Below are 14,157 nucleotides of genomic sequence, written 5' to 3' on the forward strand. Positions count from 1 at the left end.
TGTGATGATGGCTTCCATTATGGTTCTAGTGACCAATACAGTCAATAGTCACTATGTGACCCGATCAGGGCGACAGGCTCCGGAGTACCAGGCTGGACAGCTGCGCAGGCGCGACATCGGTGGTATCGCGGTTGTGCTGAAGCAGCAGCGGGTTGAGGTAGGGGCGCAGCACCAGATAGATCGCTCTCGCGGTTTCGTCCAGTGGCGTCTTGCGCTCGAAGTCACCGCTTTGCCGGCCTTCCTGCAAAACTTCCTGCAGCAGCTTCTGAACGCGTGCTTCATAGGCCTGAACGACCTGCCAGTTTTCCGTGGCAGCCGATGCGGCGATTTCATAAAGCTTGCGGTCCCGGAAAAAGAGCCGGAGGCTCGCATCGGTAAAGACCTTGAAGATCCGTCGCAGCTTCTCGGGCGGCAGCCCGGTGTCCGCGACGGCGGTCCTGACCTCGCTTTCGATCTCGTCCAGGCAGTTCGCGCAGATCATTTCCCCGATGGCCTGTTTCGATTCGAAGAACTTGTAGATGTAGGCCTTGGAAAACCCGATCGCCCTGGCGAGGTCCGAGACCGTCGTTTTATCGTAGCCATACCGGCTGAAGTGCTCGGTGGCCGCCGCAACGATCTGGTCCCGCACCTCGTGATCAGCGGGGCCGCGCGTGGGGACGGAGGGAGTGGTGGTGTTTTTCATGGACATAGCATACAGGAATGGACAACCAGTGACCGTTTTGTATTATAGTCACAACCCAAACCTCGCGAAGACGCCCATGCCACCCAAATCCCTCCTTGCCGCGGTCATTGTCTCCAGCCTCTCGGCGGGCTGCGCTGTCGGCCCCGACTATGTCCGGCCCGATGTCGCCATGCCGGACCATTTCCAGGGTCAGGCCGCGGTAGATCACCGGCAGGCGGCGGCGAGCGCAGACCTGGTCACGTGGTGGACGGGTTTCGGCGATCCGCAACTGACACGACTTGTCACGCTCGCGCTGGAGCAGAACCTGGACCTCGCGCAGGCCGCGGCACGCGTTTCGCAGGCGCGCGCGGGTCTCGGGGCAGCGAATGCAGCGCTGCTGCCTTCCGGCAATGTCAGCGGCCAGGCGGCCCGGGTCTACCAGTCGGTTGAAACGCCGCTGGGACGTGTGCTGAATTCGACGCCCGGTTTCGATCGCTACGGCAACGACTACGAGGCCAATTTCAGCGCGAGCTGGGAACTGGATGTATTTGGTGGCCTGCGTCGCGGGCGGGAAGCGGCACTTGCCGACTATCAGGCTTCAGAGGCTGGCGAGGTGGCCACGCGCCTCGCTGTGGCGGCACAGACTGCCGACATCTACATCACCATTCGTGGACTGCTGGCTCGTTTGCAGGTGGCCCGCAGGCAGTTGCAGACGCAGCAGGATCTGCTCTCGACCATCAACCTCCTCTATGGCAAGGGGTTGGCGGCCGACCTTCAGGTGAGCCAGGCCGAAGGTGCGCTGGCCCAGGTGCGGGCATCCATCCCCGTGCTGGAGGCTGGTCTGGATGCGGCGATGAACGCGCTGGACGTGATGCTGGGTGCACAGCCCGGCACGCATCGGGCGGAACTCCTCGAGGGCGGCGATATCCCGGTCGCCCCGCGCATCGCAGGCACCGGATCGCCTGGCGAGTTGCTCAGGCGTCGGCCCGATCTGATCGTCGCCGAGCGTCGCCTTGCGGCATCGAACGCGCGTATCGGCGTGGCCGTCGCTGAGTATTACCCCAAGCTGTCGCTCAGTGGACTGATTGGGAGTGCCACCTCAGTGGCCAGCGGCAACCTGTTCAGTGCCGGCGCCAGTCAGGCCGCTGGCGTGCTGGGACTGCGCTGGCGTCTGTTCGACTTCGGTCGCATCAATGCGCAGATCAATGAGGCCAGGGGCCAGGACGCCGAGATGCTCGCCGCGTACCGGCTTGCCGCATTGCACGCAACGGAGGACGTCGAGAATGCTTTCTCGGCACTCGTGAAGCGCGAGGAGCAGGCTGCCATTCTCGCGCAGGGTGTGAGCTCGCTCGGCCGGGCGCGAGCCGCCTCGTTTGCGGCCTACCAGAAAGGTGTCGTCAGCCTGATCGAGGTCCTGCAGGCCGACGACAACCTGCTACGCGCTTCGGATGAGCGGGTGCAGGCGCAAACGGAATCGGCGCGCGCAGCGGTCGCTGCATTCAAGGCGCTCGGCGGGGGCTGGCAACCCACCGATGCTGAGGCCGTTGCAAGCCGATAGGACCACCGCTCCCGACCGGCTACAGTCGGCCCTTTCGTTTGCAAAGGCTTCCTCCGATAGTCAAGCTCGGGGTTCTGTTTTCGGCGCCCGAAGATGCGCAGCGCGCATGACGGGCGAGTGACCGTTGGTACTTCGAGAACAGCCACAACTAGTGCAATGATCTGACTGACGGAAACGGGTCCAGAGTGTGTGGAAACACCAATTTTTTCCGAAGGTAAGCGGTAGGCAGTCAGATCGATCGAGTTCGATACGCCGAATGTGCACTAATCGGACGTCGCGAGTACAACAAAGCCCCTCGGGGCTTCAGCCTACCGCCAACTTCATGGCTTTCTTCATCCCCGCTACGCCAAGTAAGTTCATGACGCGTTTCAGGTTGTAGGCCAACACGTGGAGGCTGGCTCTGATGCGATGGACGACCACGGCAAGCAAGCCGCCGTCACTGAGATCAAGGCACCGATCTCGCTGCGACCTCGCGCAGGAAGTCGATGAGCGCTTGCGGATCGACCGGTTTCACGAAGTGCTGCTCGCATCCGGCATCGCGGGATCGGGCCCGATCCTCGGCCGTCCCGAATCCGCTAAGGGCAACCAGTACGGCACGCGCGGTACCCGGCTGCGCCCTGAGTCGCCGTGCCAGTTCGTGCCCGTTCATTCCAGGCAGACCGATGTCCAGAATGACGACGTCGGCACGAAAGTCTCCCGCCATCGCCAGGGCGTCTTCCCCATCGCACGCACTTTTAACCTCGTGCTCACTCAGCAGCATGGCCAGCGATTCCGCTGCGTCGTGGTTGTCATCGACGATCAGAACGCGAAGTCGTCTCGTCCGCGCCCTTCGTGGTCGAGGTGGCGGCTTAGCGGTTCCCGATGCCGCCGCAAGCGTTGTTGGAAGCGTGACCGTAAACCGTGCCCCTTTTCCGACGCCGTCGCTTTCTGCCGTGACCTGGCCTCCATGCATTTCCACGAGGTTCTGCACAACGGACAACCCGATCCCGAGACCCGATCGCCACTGACCGTCTGGCGCGGAAAGCTGAACGTACGGCTCAAAGATGCGGACGAGTTGCGATGGTGAGATGCCAATTCCATCGTCGCGAACGACGATCTTCACCCAGTCATCGCAAACTGATGCTTCCACTGCTATCTCGCCGCCGCCGTCCGAGCATTTAACTGCGTTGTCCAGAAGATTGGAGATAACCTGAGCCAGTCGCGTACGGTCGCCGTCTACCAGAACAGGCTCATTGGGTATGCTGACGATGAGCCGGTCCCTGTGCTCGCTCGCAGTCGGCGAGCTGCTTTCAACTGCGCTCCGTACGGCCTCCCTGATGTCGAACACTTCGCGACGCAAGCGGATCTTGCCGCTGCTTATGCGTGAAACGTCCATCAGATCGTCAATCAGGCGCGTCAGATGGGCGCACTGGCGCTCGATAGTCGCGCCTACCCATTGGACTTCGGGCGATGCTTCGAGGCTGATCTGCTTGAGGATCTGCGCGGCATTACGAATGGGAGCGAGGGGATTCCGAAGTTCGTGGGCCAATGTTGCTAAAAAGGCGTCCTTGCGACGATCTGTTTCCCTAAGCAACTCTTCCGCGAGGGTGCGTTCCGTGATGTCCGCTAGCGTGCCGATGAAGGAAATGACTGTCGCATCAGGTCCTTTCCGGAACCGGCCGTGCATCTCGACGACGCGCGGCGCTTGATCAACGATGCGCAGGATGCGAAAAACCGAATAGAAGTCGCTGTCGTGCCGCATGCATTCCGTGAGCGCGTCGGCGTCATCGGGATGTACAAGTTCGCGGACGAACGCCTGGCACGACAGGGGACCCAGGGGTTCAGGTTGTCCGGTAATTTCATACATGCGCCTGTTTTCCCATACACCTGTGCGTGTTGGGACGTGCCACTCGAAAATGCCCAGGCCGGCAGCCGATGCTGCCATTCGAAGCCGTTCCTCGCTCTTTTGCTGTGCGGCAAGTGCGCGGTCTCGCTCGCCGATGCTCGTTGCGATTCGCCCGTCCTGTTCGTCGATGAGTTGCCTGATCGCACTGTGGATGGTCGCGCTGAACAATTCCTCTATCAGTTGATGACCAGCAGCCTGAACGTTCCGTGACACCGATGTGCCCGCGAAGAATTCGCGGGTTGCCTGTTGTACGCAGCGCTGCAACTGGTTTAGCTCGCGAAATAGCTCGTCAAGATGGTAACCGCGCATCCACCGGTCACGACCGTGTTTTTTGGCGTCGGTGTGTAGCTGGGCAAGCGTTGGCTGTACGGAGGCAGCGCGAAGGACGGCGCAGATTTCCTCGTAGAGCGACGGCACGTGATCGACCAGCTGGGCTGTCGTTAGCCTGCCAGCCTGCTCTATGGATGGGTCGGACCGCACGGCACGCAGCCATCGCCGTGTTACCAGTCCACGTTTTCTTTCAAGATATGCCGCAAGTTCCTCGAAAGGATTGGTGCGCAGCGCACTCATGATCGTTCAGCCAAACGTCTTCGATTGGAGCGGTGGGTCGAGGTTGGAAAGCAACGCACCATCAGGGTAAAAAGTACATCGGCTACTGTCCTCCAGCGACTAAGGGATCGCGCCGATTTGGAAGCACTGGTCCGCAGACGATACTCGCGGGCGGGTGGAGCGCAACGCCCCGCATGTTGACCGGTGGTGTTCGCGAGATTTCGCCTTGCGGCGCGGATGTTCCAAGCAACACCCGTGCCACTTTCAAGTGAATTCGTAGATGCCGCCCGAGGAGACGGCACTCCGACTCATCCCGAGGCGATATGTGTTCGGCTACCGTCTGACGTTTTCGACTGTGGCAACGCACGTCCGTTGATCGGGCGGCGTTGAAGAACGTGCGCCAACTCGTCGCCAGCATCGAGCGGTATATCGAGCACTACAACCAACACGGCCGGTCGTTCGTATGGACCGCGACCGCCGATTCAATTCTCCAGAAAGCAAAGACATTTCGGACGGAACACCAGGCGCTGACTGCAACTGATTTCGCTTCCCTGTCTTGTGGATCCGTCCTTTCCCGTTATGGGTCGACCATTCGATCGGCTTGGCTGTTGGCGACGATATGGAGATATGGGTAAGCTTCCTGCCAAGGTTCCCTTTAATTCCCGGAGGCATACGCAATGGAAGCGGACGATCTGCAGGCGGCGTACGACGCTTTCGTCACGGCGAAAGGAAAATTCGAAGACCATTCGAATGCAATTACTCGTGGAGACTCGAGCGACGTCGAATTGCTCCTGCAATTGCTTCATGAGCTCAACATCGCGCAGCATCGTTTCTCTGCTCTCGCCACACAGGTCACTGCACAGAACAGGAAATGATCACATCTGCGACTCTGCCGTTGGGGAGCATACGATGCATTCATTGGCCCGTGAGCCGGAATCCATGTCCGGCTGGCTGGCGTGGTATCCGCAATCGCACGCTGAACGCGATGAGCCAGTCGAACTGGCGGCAACCACGCACGCTGCATGACAGCGAAGGTCATATTCCAACGCTACGTCGCCTATCGCATGTTGTGATGACTGTGTCTGAGCGCACGACGCTGCGCGAGAAACGGCTTTTGCTGTTCGCCGCCGTCACGTTGGGCGTCTGCCATGATGTCTCCCGCTGAACCTCAGAAACGTCCGTCCGCTGATTTCCCGGCTATCACGTAACATGCTGGCCGCGTATGGATGGCCTCGGTCGTTATTTTGCGAGGGTGGAGATCCTCCGGACTCGCGACCGGAAGGTGATCTACCCGTTTGATGGCTGTTCGATTCCCGGTCCCTTCAGCACGCCGGGCGAGGCGCGCGATGCCGGGTGGGCCCTGGCTGCAGACCTGACAAGTGCCGACGCTGCCAGGCCGGAGATGGGATAGCCAGCGCCTGGAGGCTGCGATCGGACTGCTCCGCTCAGGTAACGCATTGCCCCAACTCTCGGTAGCGTGCCCTCTACGCGGGAGGCCCGCCAACGTTTTTCCCTGAAGCGGGATGCCCGACTGGCAGGCCGATGGCTGAGAGGAGGTGCCTCGCCTGCGCATAGCCACTTTCAGGGTACCGCTCAAAGATCCGTTCAAACTCCGTGAGCAGGCGGCGCGCGCGTTCGGGTACCGGCGCGTCGTTGCCGATCAGGAGCGCGGTCCGGCCAAAATAGATCGCTCCGGCTGTCATCAGGCCGCGCAGTCGTGCGTGCAGGCCATCCTTGCCCAGAAGTTCCGCGCCGTATGCGTGGATCAGCGCGCGCACAATTGCCTCCGCAGCTGGCGTAAGCGGTGGCACGGCCTCGACCAGGCGCGCGTGCGCGGTACGTTCATCGGGCAAGGTGAAGCGGCTGAAATCCTCGATGTCGGCTTCAAGCCGCTGCACGGGCAAATCGGCGCTGAACAGCAGGAAGCGCACGCGCTCATAGAGGAGGGTGTCCGCAGCAGTGTCGATCGGCGAAGTGTTTGTGATGCTTGTTTTCTCACCATGCGCAGGATTACGAATTAAAGATCATATATGGCCGCGCTGCTGCCGCAGATGCGGGTTCCTGGTTCCGGCGGACGTGCTGCGGCGAGACGGCGCTGCGTTGCTGGATCCAGGCGATGGCGAGTTCCAGCGCCTCGTCGCGCGCCTCCCCGGGGCCTGCGAAGGTACCGTTGATACCCAGCGTGCGCGTTTCTCCATCACGGCTGTTGACGATGGCGGTGGCCGTGTAGCGGCCATCGCCATCAGCGGTGACGACCGGTCTCACCTCGCAGCCGCGGTATTCCATTACATCGTGTTGCATGCGATGCCTCCAATGCTGGTTTTGCCGCGCGCGTCAGCGGCAGCACGAATGGTGCACGAATAGTTATGCAGTCAGCGCTGGGCACATTCCTTCCTGTCGCGCAAAGCCGCCTGGCAGGTTGCGACGCTCCTGGGGGTCGCCGCCGTCTCCCGCTACCGGGCGGGCATGTCAGCCCGGGCGCCATGTCGTGGCGGCGGTATCACGGCGGGGCCCCTGGTCATTTTACGCGCTGCCCGGTATCCCGAGATTTCCCGGGTCGGTGCCGGCGGCCGTGGAGCCATCAGACCGGCGCCCGCAGCTTTTTGCAGCGGTCAGCCGCGCTCGCCGCCGGACGCTTTCCGGATTGAGCACGTCGAGGAACGATCTGCCTTTTTCGGTAAGGTGCGCGCGGCGTCTGCCCGCAGCACCGTGTTCCAGCATCACCAGTTGTCCTTCGAGCAGCGCGTCGAGTTCGGCGCGGTTCATGTCGAGCTGGTCCGGCGCCTGACGCACCAGCATCAGGGTTGCAAATTCGTGTGGACTGAGCATTGCCGTCTCCCGTCAAGAATGGAACCGTGAACAGGGGCGCGGTGCAGAAAAACGAAACGTGCTGCATACCCGACGCGGGCAGTTCTAGTCTGCAGCGGGGCACCTTCACCTGGCTGATTCCGGTCGCCCCGTATCTGCGAAGCGTCCTGCATCGATTGCGCGGATGGCGTACTCGACCGTCTCCCGATGGGCGTCGTCCGCGCTCGCCCAGCGCTGTGCGACGCAAGGCAGATGCCAGTCCTCGACCGTCTGCCCGCCGCGCCGGATGCGCACAATGGCCATGTACCTGCCAGATTCCTGCGGCAGTACACAGTGCCTCACTGGAATTGCGCTGGTTTCGATCGCGAAGCCCTTCCAGTTCTGATTGCGTGTGTCGTCCATGTTTGTCTGCGCGCATTTGCCGAAACGGCGCGAACCCGGCGGCCCGCGCCGCACAACCGGAGAGCTTCCAGTGCATTTGTCTAGCCAACGCTTACCTCGATGCGACGCGGCTTCGCTTCCTCGCGGCGAGGAATGGTGAGCCTGAGCACGCCATCGCGCAGTTGCGCATCGATGCGCGAAACGTCGAAATCCGGGCTGAGCGCGAAGGCGCGCCGGAAGTGCGGGTGGCGCACTTCGCCATGCTGCAGCCGCAGCCCGGACGGGGTTGGAATCATCGCCTGCGCCTCGATGGTCAGATTGCCATCCTGCACGCGCACATCAAGCTTCTCGCGCGGCACGCCAGGCAGGTCTGCATAAAGCGTGATGCCCCGCGTATCCTCGAACACGTCTACGGCGGGCGTGAGACGGGTAAGCTGCTTCGACGGTTCGCCGCGCTCACGGGCGGCGATGTCGTTGCGCGCCGCACCGGTGGTCAGTTCAGTGCTGTCGTTCATGGGGTCCTCCGTGATCTGGTTGTTGACAACGCGCTCACTGCACGGTGATCGCGCGCGGCTTCGACCCCTCGGAACGTCCGATGCTGATGGTCAGGCAACCATTCGCATAGCGCGCATTGACCTTACCGGGATCCGCATGTTGGGGTAGTTCGATGACGCGCCGGAACGCGCCCATGAAGCGTTCACTGGCATACACGCGCGTATCGTCATGCGCTTGCCGCTCCGGCGGCCTGCGTTCGCCACTGATCGTGAGCAGCCCCTTGTCGATCGAGACGTCGATCGCCGCCGGGTCGAGCCCCGGTGCGAACGCGACGATCTCGACGCTGTCGTCGGTGCTGCCGATGTTAAGAAGCGGGAATGTCTCGCTGCGCGTGGCGCGCAGGCTCGCGGGAAAGGCTGGAAAGAGGCTCGCCATCTGCCGTTGCAGGCGGTCGAATTCGCCCAGCAGATCGGTGCTGTAGAAAAGATCGCTCATGACTGGCTCCTGGAAAACCGGGGCCGACACGGAAGACGAATGGAACCACGCGCTCCAGTCCGCCTGTCCGTGGGAAACCCCGCCGACAAACAAATCGAAACACGCAGCGCTTGTCGCGACTGCCTGAGCGATGAATAAAATAGCGCATGGGACAGAAATTTCAAGAGGCCCTGCAGCATGTCAGCCGCGAAGTTTCATGGGCGATGCTGACAACCTTCAGGAGCCGGGGGCGCGCGTGCGCATGGCGCCGCGTCCTGTCGCGGCCGCGGCGTGCAACTGCCGGGTTGATGTGGGCCGTACTGGATTCGAACCAGTGACCAACGGATTAAAAGTCCGCTGCTCTACCCGCTGAGCTAACGACCCGGTCCACTATTGCCCCCGCCGTTACAGCGCTTTCGCGTGCCTGCGCTAACCGATATCGATCGTGCGGCTCGTGGACGGCGCCGGCTCCATTTTCGGAATGGTCAACGTCAGTACGCCGCTGTCGAACCTGGCCAGGGCGCGACCGGGGTCGGCGTATTCCGGCATCGGGATCGTGCGCACGAAGCGCCCATGGGCACGCTCTAGCCTGTAGCAGCCGTTTTCCTCCCTGCGCACATCCTGCTTCTTCTCACCTCGCAGCACGATCGCGCCGTCCTCGACGCTCACCTTCACGTCTTCGCGCTCCATTCCCGGCAGTTCGGCAGTCACACGCAGCACCGGTCCTTCATCGACGACGTCGATTCGTGGCTGGAAGCGCGACGAACTGAAGTCGCCAAACCACCGGTCGAGTGCACCCCGGCCCGCAAACGGGTCAAGAAAAAACTCCTCCATTGCGCGCCAGGGTTCGCGTGAAAACAGTCGCGCGATGTCAGGCATTGAGGCGCGGTCGTTTTCGCTCGCCGGGGGGCTTTCGCGGCCTTGCGCATCGGACTTGCGGGAGGCGGCTCGAAGGAACTTGAACGGATTCCACCTTTTCGGATCAGGGCTCATCGTATCCTCCTCTACGTTCTCGAAGGACAACCGGATTGCGTTGAATTTGCCGCACGCGCGGCTGGCGACTTCGCGGCCCGCAAAGGGCAGCCGCAAAGGGCAGTGAATCGCACTGCGGTATGGCTGCACGACAGCAGCACTTGTCGCGACTGCCGGAGCGATGCTTAAAATAGCCCATGGAACGGAAATTTCAAGTGGCCCTTGCACCATGCCACGGGAGGCTTCATGGACCTTTTCGACCGGCTTCAGGAACAAGCCGAAAGCGTGCGCCTGCCGCTCTTCGCGGTGACCGTCACCGCCGCTGCGCAGATCAATACGCCGCTCATCGCGATCCTCCACTGGCACGGTTTCCGCCGCGCCACGCCGCTCATGCTGCCCGGCGTGGAGATTGCGCCGCGGCCAGTTCCCGGCACCGCCGTCCAGATCGATGCGCCCTGGCAGAGCGTCGAAGCCGTCGACGCGATGCTGCTCGACGCGGCCTGGCAGTTCGGCGCGTGGGAGGTCGAGCGCATCGAGCGGCGCGGTTGCAATATGATCGGCGCAAGCGCTGCCGAAGCGCTCGCCTGCCGCCGGGCGTTTGGCGACTACGGAAGCGACATGCCGCCCGACGAAAGACTCCTTGACGGTGCGAGTGATCGCTGTGACCTGATGCTGCTGGCCGCGCGACGCGGCTACCTGCGCTGGCTCTTCCGGCCCGTGAAGAGCGGAGTGTGGCGGGCGCTCGACGAACCTGATGACACCCTCGCTGAGGACGGCGGTCGCCGGCCGCCCTGCCCGGTGGAACCGCAGCCGCGCAGCGCACGCGGGCGCACCCACGGACGTACCGTCTACCGGCTTGGGTCTGTCCATTCTCTTCTTCTGCCTCGCTGAAATATTTTGTTACATATTGCCGTTGGCGTCGCCCCTTGAACCCTGAAGGAGGCGCCTCTATTTCGCTTTCCGCCAGATACTGGTACGGCTGCATTGCGGCAACTCACGCGTCGCGTTTGCCTCGCAGCCGGGTTCCCTTTTTGGTGATCCTTTAATCGCTCAGGAGATGGAAATGCAGATGCGTCCCCTCTACGACCGGGTTATCGTCAAGCGAATCGAAACGCAGCGGACGACGGCCTCGGGCATCGTGATTCCCGATTCAGCGGCAGAAAAACCAGAACAAGGCGAAGTCGTCGCAACCGGCAGTGGCCGGCTGCTGCAGGATGGAACGCTGCGCGCGCTCCAGCTGAAAGTCGGTGACCAGGTTCTCTTCGGAAAGTACGCAGGCCAGACCGTCAAGGTCGATGGCGAGGAACTGCTCGTCATGCGCGAGGAAGACGTCATGGGCGTCCTCGAGGCCGACGCGGGCGCCGCCCGCAGGGCCGCCTGAAATCCCGCTACGGTCGCGAACACCAGTCGTCGTTCGCGACGTGGTGAGTCAACGACTACTACCCGGAGCAAGAACATGAGTGCAAAAGAAGTCAGGTTCCATGACAGCGCACGCGAGCGCATTGTCAAGGGTGTCAACGTGCTGGCCGATGCCGTGAAGGTCACGCTCGGGCCCAAAGGCCGCAACGTGCTGATCGAGCGCAGTTTCGGCGCGCCGACCATCACCAAGGACGGCGTGTCGGTCGCGAAGGAAATCGAGCTGAAGGACCGGTTCGAAAACATGGGCGCGCAGGTGGTCAAGCAGGTCGCCTCGAAGACCGCCGATGTGGCCGGCGACGGCACGACGACCGCAACGGTGCTCGCGCAGGCCATCGTGCAGGAGGGCATGAAGCACGTCGCGGCCGGCATGAACCCCATGGACCTCAAGCGCGGCATCGACAAGGCCGTGGCTGCCGTGATCGATGAACTGCGTACGCTCTCGAAGCCGATCTCCACCAGCCGCGAGATTGCCCAGGTCGGTTCGATCTCGGCCAATTCCGACGAGGCAATCGGCAGGATCATTGCCGATGCGATGGAGCGCGTCGGCAAGGAAGGCGTGATCACGGTCGAGGATGGGAAGTCGCTCGAGAACGAACTCGAAGTGGTTGAAGGCATGCAGTTCGACCGCGGCTACGTGAGCCCCTACTTCATCAACGACCCAGACAGGCAGGCGGCCTATCTCGACGACGCCCTGATCCTGCTGCACGACAAAAAGATCTCGAGCATCCGGGACCTGCTGCCGGTGCTCGAGGCGGCATCGAAAGCCGGCAAGCCGCTGCTGATCGTCGCCGAAGACATCGACGGGGAGGCGCTGGCCACGCTGGTTGTGAATGCCATGCGGGGCATTCTCAAGGTCGCCGCGGTCAAGGCGCCCGGGTTTGGCGACCGGCGCGAGGCCATGCTCGAGGATATCGCCGTCCTCACGGGTGCGACCGTCATTTCTGAGGAAACCGGCAAGCAACTGCAGAAGGCGACGCTCGAGGATCTGGGACGTGCGAAGCGCGTCGAGGTGCGCAAGGATGACGCCGTCATCATTGGCGGCGCGGGCGAGCCGCAGCGCATCGAGGAACGCGTGGGGTCGATCCGCAGGCAGATCGAGGACACCACCAGCGACTACGACCGCGAAAAGCTCCAGGAGCGCGTTGCGAAGCTCGCAGGCGGCGTGGCCGTGATCAAGGTGGGCGCGGCAACCGAGGTCGAGATGAAGGAGAAGAAGGACCGCGTCGACGACGCGCTGCACGCCACACGCGCGGCGGTCGAGGAAGGCATCGTGCCGGGTGGTGGCGTGGCGCTTCTGCGCGCGCGTTCGGCGGTGACGAGCCTGAAAGTCGCCAACAGTGACCAGAACGCTGGCGTGCAGATCGTGCTGCGTGCGCTCGAGGCGCCGCTGCGCGTGATTGCCGCCAACGCGGGCGACGAGCCTTCTGTTGTCATCGCGAAGGTGCTCGAAGGCAGCGGCAACTTCGGCTACAACGCGGCCACCGGCGGGTACGGCGATCTCGTCGAGGCGGGTGTGGTTGACCCCACCAAGGTTGCGCGCACGGCACTTCAGAACGCCGCATCGATTGCCGGGCTGATCCTGACGACGGACGCGACGGTCGCCGAAGCGCCGAAGGACGAAAAACCGGCGCAGGCGAGCGCGCCGGAACTGGAATACTGACCGCATCGGTCCAGCATTGCACCGGTCCTCTGGCCCGGCCGGTGCATTTCCTTCGGCACCGCTCTTTCTGTCTTCGCGGGGGCGGTGCCGCTTTTTGCCGGAAACCGACATGAAACTCGAACTGTACATCGACTCGAAACCGCTGACCGTCGAAATCGACGACGTGGTGGCGGCACTGCTTGCCGCGCGTCTGGACCTCCCCGCCGGCGCTGACAACCAGGACGCACTCGCGCGCTATCTCAGCGAGAAGGGGGAGCCCTGGATCCTCGACGAGGAGCACATGCGCAGGCGCATCCTTCGTCGGCTGATTCTCGATATCGCCGACCCGGCACTCGTGATTCGCCATCTCATGGCTGATGAGTGAACCGGGCTGGGCGGTCCCGGGAGGGAAGTACTGCACGACCGGGTTGCCAATTCGTATGTTATCCTGACTAATCTGACATCGCGATGCCCGGTTATCCTGGTTTGCCTGCCCGCTCGTCGGCCAGACTACCCGATGGCGTGCTCGGTCTTGACTATCTCAAGTTCTTGCAGCTCTCGGTGGATGACGAGCTTGCCTCTGAGGGATCATTCGATGATGCAGCGCTAGAGGACGCTATGGCTGCCGTCCGCAACGGTTCAATGCGCGCGGCGCAGCCGGCAATGAAAGTCTTCTTTGACGGCTGCCAGTTCTGGCTTGCCAGTCACTTTCACCGCTATGAGGCGGCCCGACGTCTCGGTGCCCGCCACCAGGAATTCTGGTGTGAGATTCAACCCGGCCCGAAGGACCGCGCCTTGCGCTATGCGTCGAGAATCCCCGGCATCCCACATTCTCGTCGTGACCGATCCGCCCGCGCGGGCTAAACGTTGTCCATGGCCCATCGGGATTTGCAGGGGCCGTCTTGCTGCCCGCATCGGCCTTGCGCCTGGCCCCGCGAAGGAACTTGAAGGGATTCTACTCTTTCGGATCGGGGTCATCATTTCCTCCTCTGGTATCTGGCAGGAGAAGGCACACCAGCCCCCACGCTCCTGCTGCCGTACCTGAACCATCGCGTCGCCGTCAGGGGCCGCGTGATCTGCCCCGACTCGGGCATTCGATTTACGCCGGAACCAGACGTCGTGTTTCCGGTTTGGTAAAGGCACGGGGAAACAGGTGTTCGACGTCGTGCAAGGAAAGACGCATCGACGGCAGCCAACCCGGCGACAGCAACCCTTCGCTGAAGTGAAAAGCCGACGCTTCGGTCTTGCAATGCAGGCCCGAGCGAGAAGTTGTGCGTCCCATAAAAGACCCGAGTGTGGCGGACGGTCTCCAGCAA

Annotated in this window: 17 protein-coding genes and 1 tRNA gene; 8 read left to right on the forward strand and 10 right to left on the reverse strand. The window is 62.4% G+C overall.

Annotated features, from left to right (window positions below; genetic code table 11):
* Nucleotides 1-64: 64 nt before the first annotated feature.
* Nucleotides 65-682 carry a TetR/AcrR family transcriptional regulator gene (locus VSR72_RS21405; protein ID WP_342954333.1) on the reverse strand — a complete coding sequence of 206 codons (618 nt, stop codon included), beginning with the start codon at nt 680-682 and terminating at the stop codon, nt 65-67.
* Nucleotides 683-758: 76 nt separating this feature from the next.
* On the opposite strand from VSR72_RS21405, the gene VSR72_RS21410 reads away from it, so the two are divergent.
* Nucleotides 759-2,219, forward strand: coding sequence for a TolC family protein (locus tag VSR72_RS21410; protein WP_342954334.1), 1,461 nt, complete (start codon nt 759-761; stop codon nt 2,217-2,219).
* A gap of 445 nt (nt 2,220-2,664) precedes the next feature.
* Here the strand turns inward: VSR72_RS21410 and VSR72_RS21415 are convergent, their stop codons facing one another.
* Nucleotides 2,665-4,674, reverse strand: a complete 2,010-nt coding sequence (locus VSR72_RS21415) for an ATP-binding protein (RefSeq protein WP_342954335.1) — start codon at nt 4,672-4,674, stop codon at nt 2,665-2,667.
* Nucleotides 4,675-5,330: 656 nt separating this feature from the next.
* Here VSR72_RS21415 and VSR72_RS21420 point away from each other — a divergent pair.
* Together VSR72_RS21420 and VSR72_RS21425 are read left to right on the forward strand one after the other, a co-directional pair.
* Entirely contained in the window at nt 5,331-5,528 is a 198-nt protein-coding gene (locus VSR72_RS21420; protein ID WP_342954336.1) for a hypothetical protein, read from the forward strand.
* Between the two features lie 110 nt (nt 5,529-5,638).
* A complete protein-coding gene (locus VSR72_RS21425; RefSeq protein WP_342954337.1) occupies nt 5,639-5,818 on the forward strand; it encodes a hypothetical protein in 180 nt (59 codons plus the stop codon).
* Nucleotides 5,819-6,137: 319 nt separating this feature from the next.
* On the opposite strand, the gene VSR72_RS21430 is transcribed toward VSR72_RS21425, so the two are convergent.
* From VSR72_RS21430 to VSR72_RS21465, 8 genes are all read right to left on the reverse strand, one after another.
* Nucleotides 6,138-6,584, reverse strand: coding sequence for a hypothetical protein (locus VSR72_RS21430; protein ID WP_342954338.1), 447 nt, complete (start codon nt 6,582-6,584; stop codon nt 6,138-6,140).
* Between the two features lie 79 nt (nt 6,585-6,663).
* The gene (locus VSR72_RS21435; protein ID WP_342954339.1) at nt 6,664-6,954 is read right to left on the reverse strand and encodes a hypothetical protein; all 291 of its coding nucleotides are present in this window, start codon (nt 6,952-6,954) and stop codon (nt 6,664-6,666) included.
* 222 nt (nt 6,955-7,176) lie between these two features.
* A complete protein-coding gene (locus tag VSR72_RS21440) occupies nt 7,177-7,482 on the reverse strand; it encodes a hypothetical protein (protein WP_342954340.1) in 306 nt (101 codons plus the stop codon).
* Between the two features lie 105 nt (nt 7,483-7,587).
* Nucleotides 7,588-7,863, reverse strand: a complete 276-nt coding sequence (locus tag VSR72_RS21445) for a DUF6566 family protein (RefSeq protein ID WP_342954341.1) — start codon at nt 7,861-7,863, stop codon at nt 7,588-7,590.
* A gap of 80 nt (nt 7,864-7,943) precedes the next feature.
* A complete protein-coding gene (locus VSR72_RS21450) occupies nt 7,944-8,357 on the reverse strand; it encodes an Hsp20/alpha crystallin family protein (RefSeq protein WP_342954342.1) in 414 nt (137 codons plus the stop codon).
* Between the two features lie 34 nt (nt 8,358-8,391).
* A complete protein-coding gene (locus tag VSR72_RS21455) occupies nt 8,392-8,832 on the reverse strand; it encodes an Hsp20/alpha crystallin family protein (protein ID WP_342954343.1) in 441 nt (146 codons plus the stop codon).
* 290 nt (nt 8,833-9,122) lie between these two features.
* A tRNA-Lys gene (locus tag VSR72_RS21460) sits at nt 9,123-9,195 on the reverse strand.
* Between the two features lie 45 nt (nt 9,196-9,240).
* Nucleotides 9,241-9,804: an Hsp20/alpha crystallin family protein gene (locus tag VSR72_RS21465; RefSeq protein ID WP_342954428.1), complete on the reverse strand. Its 564-nt coding sequence runs from the start codon at nt 9,802-9,804 to the stop codon at nt 9,241-9,243.
* 225 nt (nt 9,805-10,029) lie between these two features.
* Here VSR72_RS21465 and VSR72_RS21470 point away from each other — a divergent pair, with 225 nt between their 5' ends.
* The 5 genes from VSR72_RS21470 (at nt 10,030) to VSR72_RS21490 (ending at nt 13,705) form a co-directional block, all read left to right on the forward strand.
* Nucleotides 10,030-10,674 carry a diguanylate cyclase gene (locus VSR72_RS21470; RefSeq protein WP_342954344.1) on the forward strand — a complete coding sequence of 215 codons (645 nt, stop codon included), beginning with the start codon at nt 10,030-10,032 and terminating at the stop codon, nt 10,672-10,674.
* A gap of 172 nt (nt 10,675-10,846) precedes the next feature.
* Nucleotides 10,847-11,164: a co-chaperone GroES gene (locus VSR72_RS21475; protein ID WP_342954345.1), complete on the forward strand. Its 318-nt coding sequence runs from the start codon at nt 10,847-10,849 to the stop codon at nt 11,162-11,164.
* 75 nt (nt 11,165-11,239) lie between these two features.
* The gene (groL, locus tag VSR72_RS21480) at nt 11,240-12,862 is read left to right on the forward strand and encodes a chaperonin GroEL (RefSeq protein WP_342954346.1); all 1,623 of its coding nucleotides are present in this window, start codon (nt 11,240-11,242) and stop codon (nt 12,860-12,862) included.
* A gap of 109 nt (nt 12,863-12,971) precedes the next feature.
* On the forward strand, nt 12,972-13,226 hold the full coding sequence (locus VSR72_RS21485) for a hypothetical protein (protein WP_342954347.1): 255 nt from the start codon (nt 12,972-12,974) through the stop codon (nt 13,224-13,226).
* 83 nt (nt 13,227-13,309) lie between these two features.
* Nucleotides 13,310-13,705, forward strand: a complete 396-nt coding sequence (locus tag VSR72_RS21490) for a hypothetical protein (protein ID WP_342954348.1) — start codon at nt 13,310-13,312, stop codon at nt 13,703-13,705.
* Nucleotides 13,706-14,157 lie beyond the last annotated feature (452 nt).

Origin of the sequence: Paraburkholderia sp. JHI869 (assembly GCF_038900775.1) — a bacterium.
Classification (GTDB): Bacteria; Pseudomonadota; Gammaproteobacteria; order Burkholderiales; family Burkholderiaceae; genus Paraburkholderia.

What these genes read in the sequence shown, in the direction of transcription:
- VSR72_RS21450 (WP_342954342.1), bottom strand. Translation starts at nt 8,357, where the DNA reads ATGAACGACAGCACTGAACTGACCACCGGTGCGGCGCGCAACGACATC.
- VSR72_RS21485 (WP_342954347.1), top strand. Translation starts at nt 12,972, where the DNA reads ATGAAACTCGAACTGTACATCGACTCGAAACCGCTGACCGTCGAAATC.
- VSR72_RS21445 (WP_342954341.1), bottom strand. Translation starts at nt 7,863, where the DNA reads ATGGACGACACACGCAATCAGAACTGGAAGGGCTTCGCGATCGAAACC.
- VSR72_RS21425 (WP_342954337.1), top strand. Translation starts at nt 5,639, where the DNA reads ATGAGCCAGTCGAACTGGCGGCAACCACGCACGCTGCATGACAGCGAA.
- VSR72_RS21470 (WP_342954344.1), top strand. Translation starts at nt 10,030, where the DNA reads ATGGACCTTTTCGACCGGCTTCAGGAACAAGCCGAAAGCGTGCGCCTG.
- VSR72_RS21475 (WP_342954345.1), top strand. Translation starts at nt 10,847, where the DNA reads ATGCAGATGCGTCCCCTCTACGACCGGGTTATCGTCAAGCGAATCGAA.
- VSR72_RS21435 (WP_342954339.1), bottom strand. Translation starts at nt 6,954, where the DNA reads ATGCAACACGATGTAATGGAATACCGCGGCTGCGAGGTGAGACCGGTC.
- VSR72_RS21420 (WP_342954336.1), top strand. Translation starts at nt 5,331, where the DNA reads ATGGAAGCGGACGATCTGCAGGCGGCGTACGACGCTTTCGTCACGGCG.
- VSR72_RS21405 (WP_342954333.1), bottom strand. Translation starts at nt 682, where the DNA reads ATGAAAAACACCACCACTCCCTCCGTCCCCACGCGCGGCCCCGCTGAT.
- groL (WP_342954346.1), top strand. Translation starts at nt 11,240, where the DNA reads ATGAGTGCAAAAGAAGTCAGGTTCCATGACAGCGCACGCGAGCGCATT.
- VSR72_RS21465 (WP_342954428.1), bottom strand. Translation starts at nt 9,804, where the DNA reads ATGAGCCCTGATCCGAAAAGGTGGAATCCGTTCAAGTTCCTTCGAGCC.
- VSR72_RS21455 (WP_342954343.1), bottom strand. Translation starts at nt 8,832, where the DNA reads ATGAGCGATCTTTTCTACAGCACCGATCTGCTGGGCGAATTCGACCGC.
- VSR72_RS21490 (WP_342954348.1), top strand. Translation starts at nt 13,310, where the DNA reads ATGCCCGGTTATCCTGGTTTGCCTGCCCGCTCGTCGGCCAGACTACCC.
- VSR72_RS21440 (WP_342954340.1), bottom strand. Translation starts at nt 7,482, where the DNA reads ATGCTCAGTCCACACGAATTTGCAACCCTGATGCTGGTGCGTCAGGCG.
- VSR72_RS21415 (WP_342954335.1), bottom strand. Translation starts at nt 4,674, where the DNA reads ATGAGTGCGCTGCGCACCAATCCTTTCGAGGAACTTGCGGCATATCTT.
- VSR72_RS21410 (WP_342954334.1), top strand. Translation starts at nt 759, where the DNA reads ATGCCACCCAAATCCCTCCTTGCCGCGGTCATTGTCTCCAGCCTCTCG.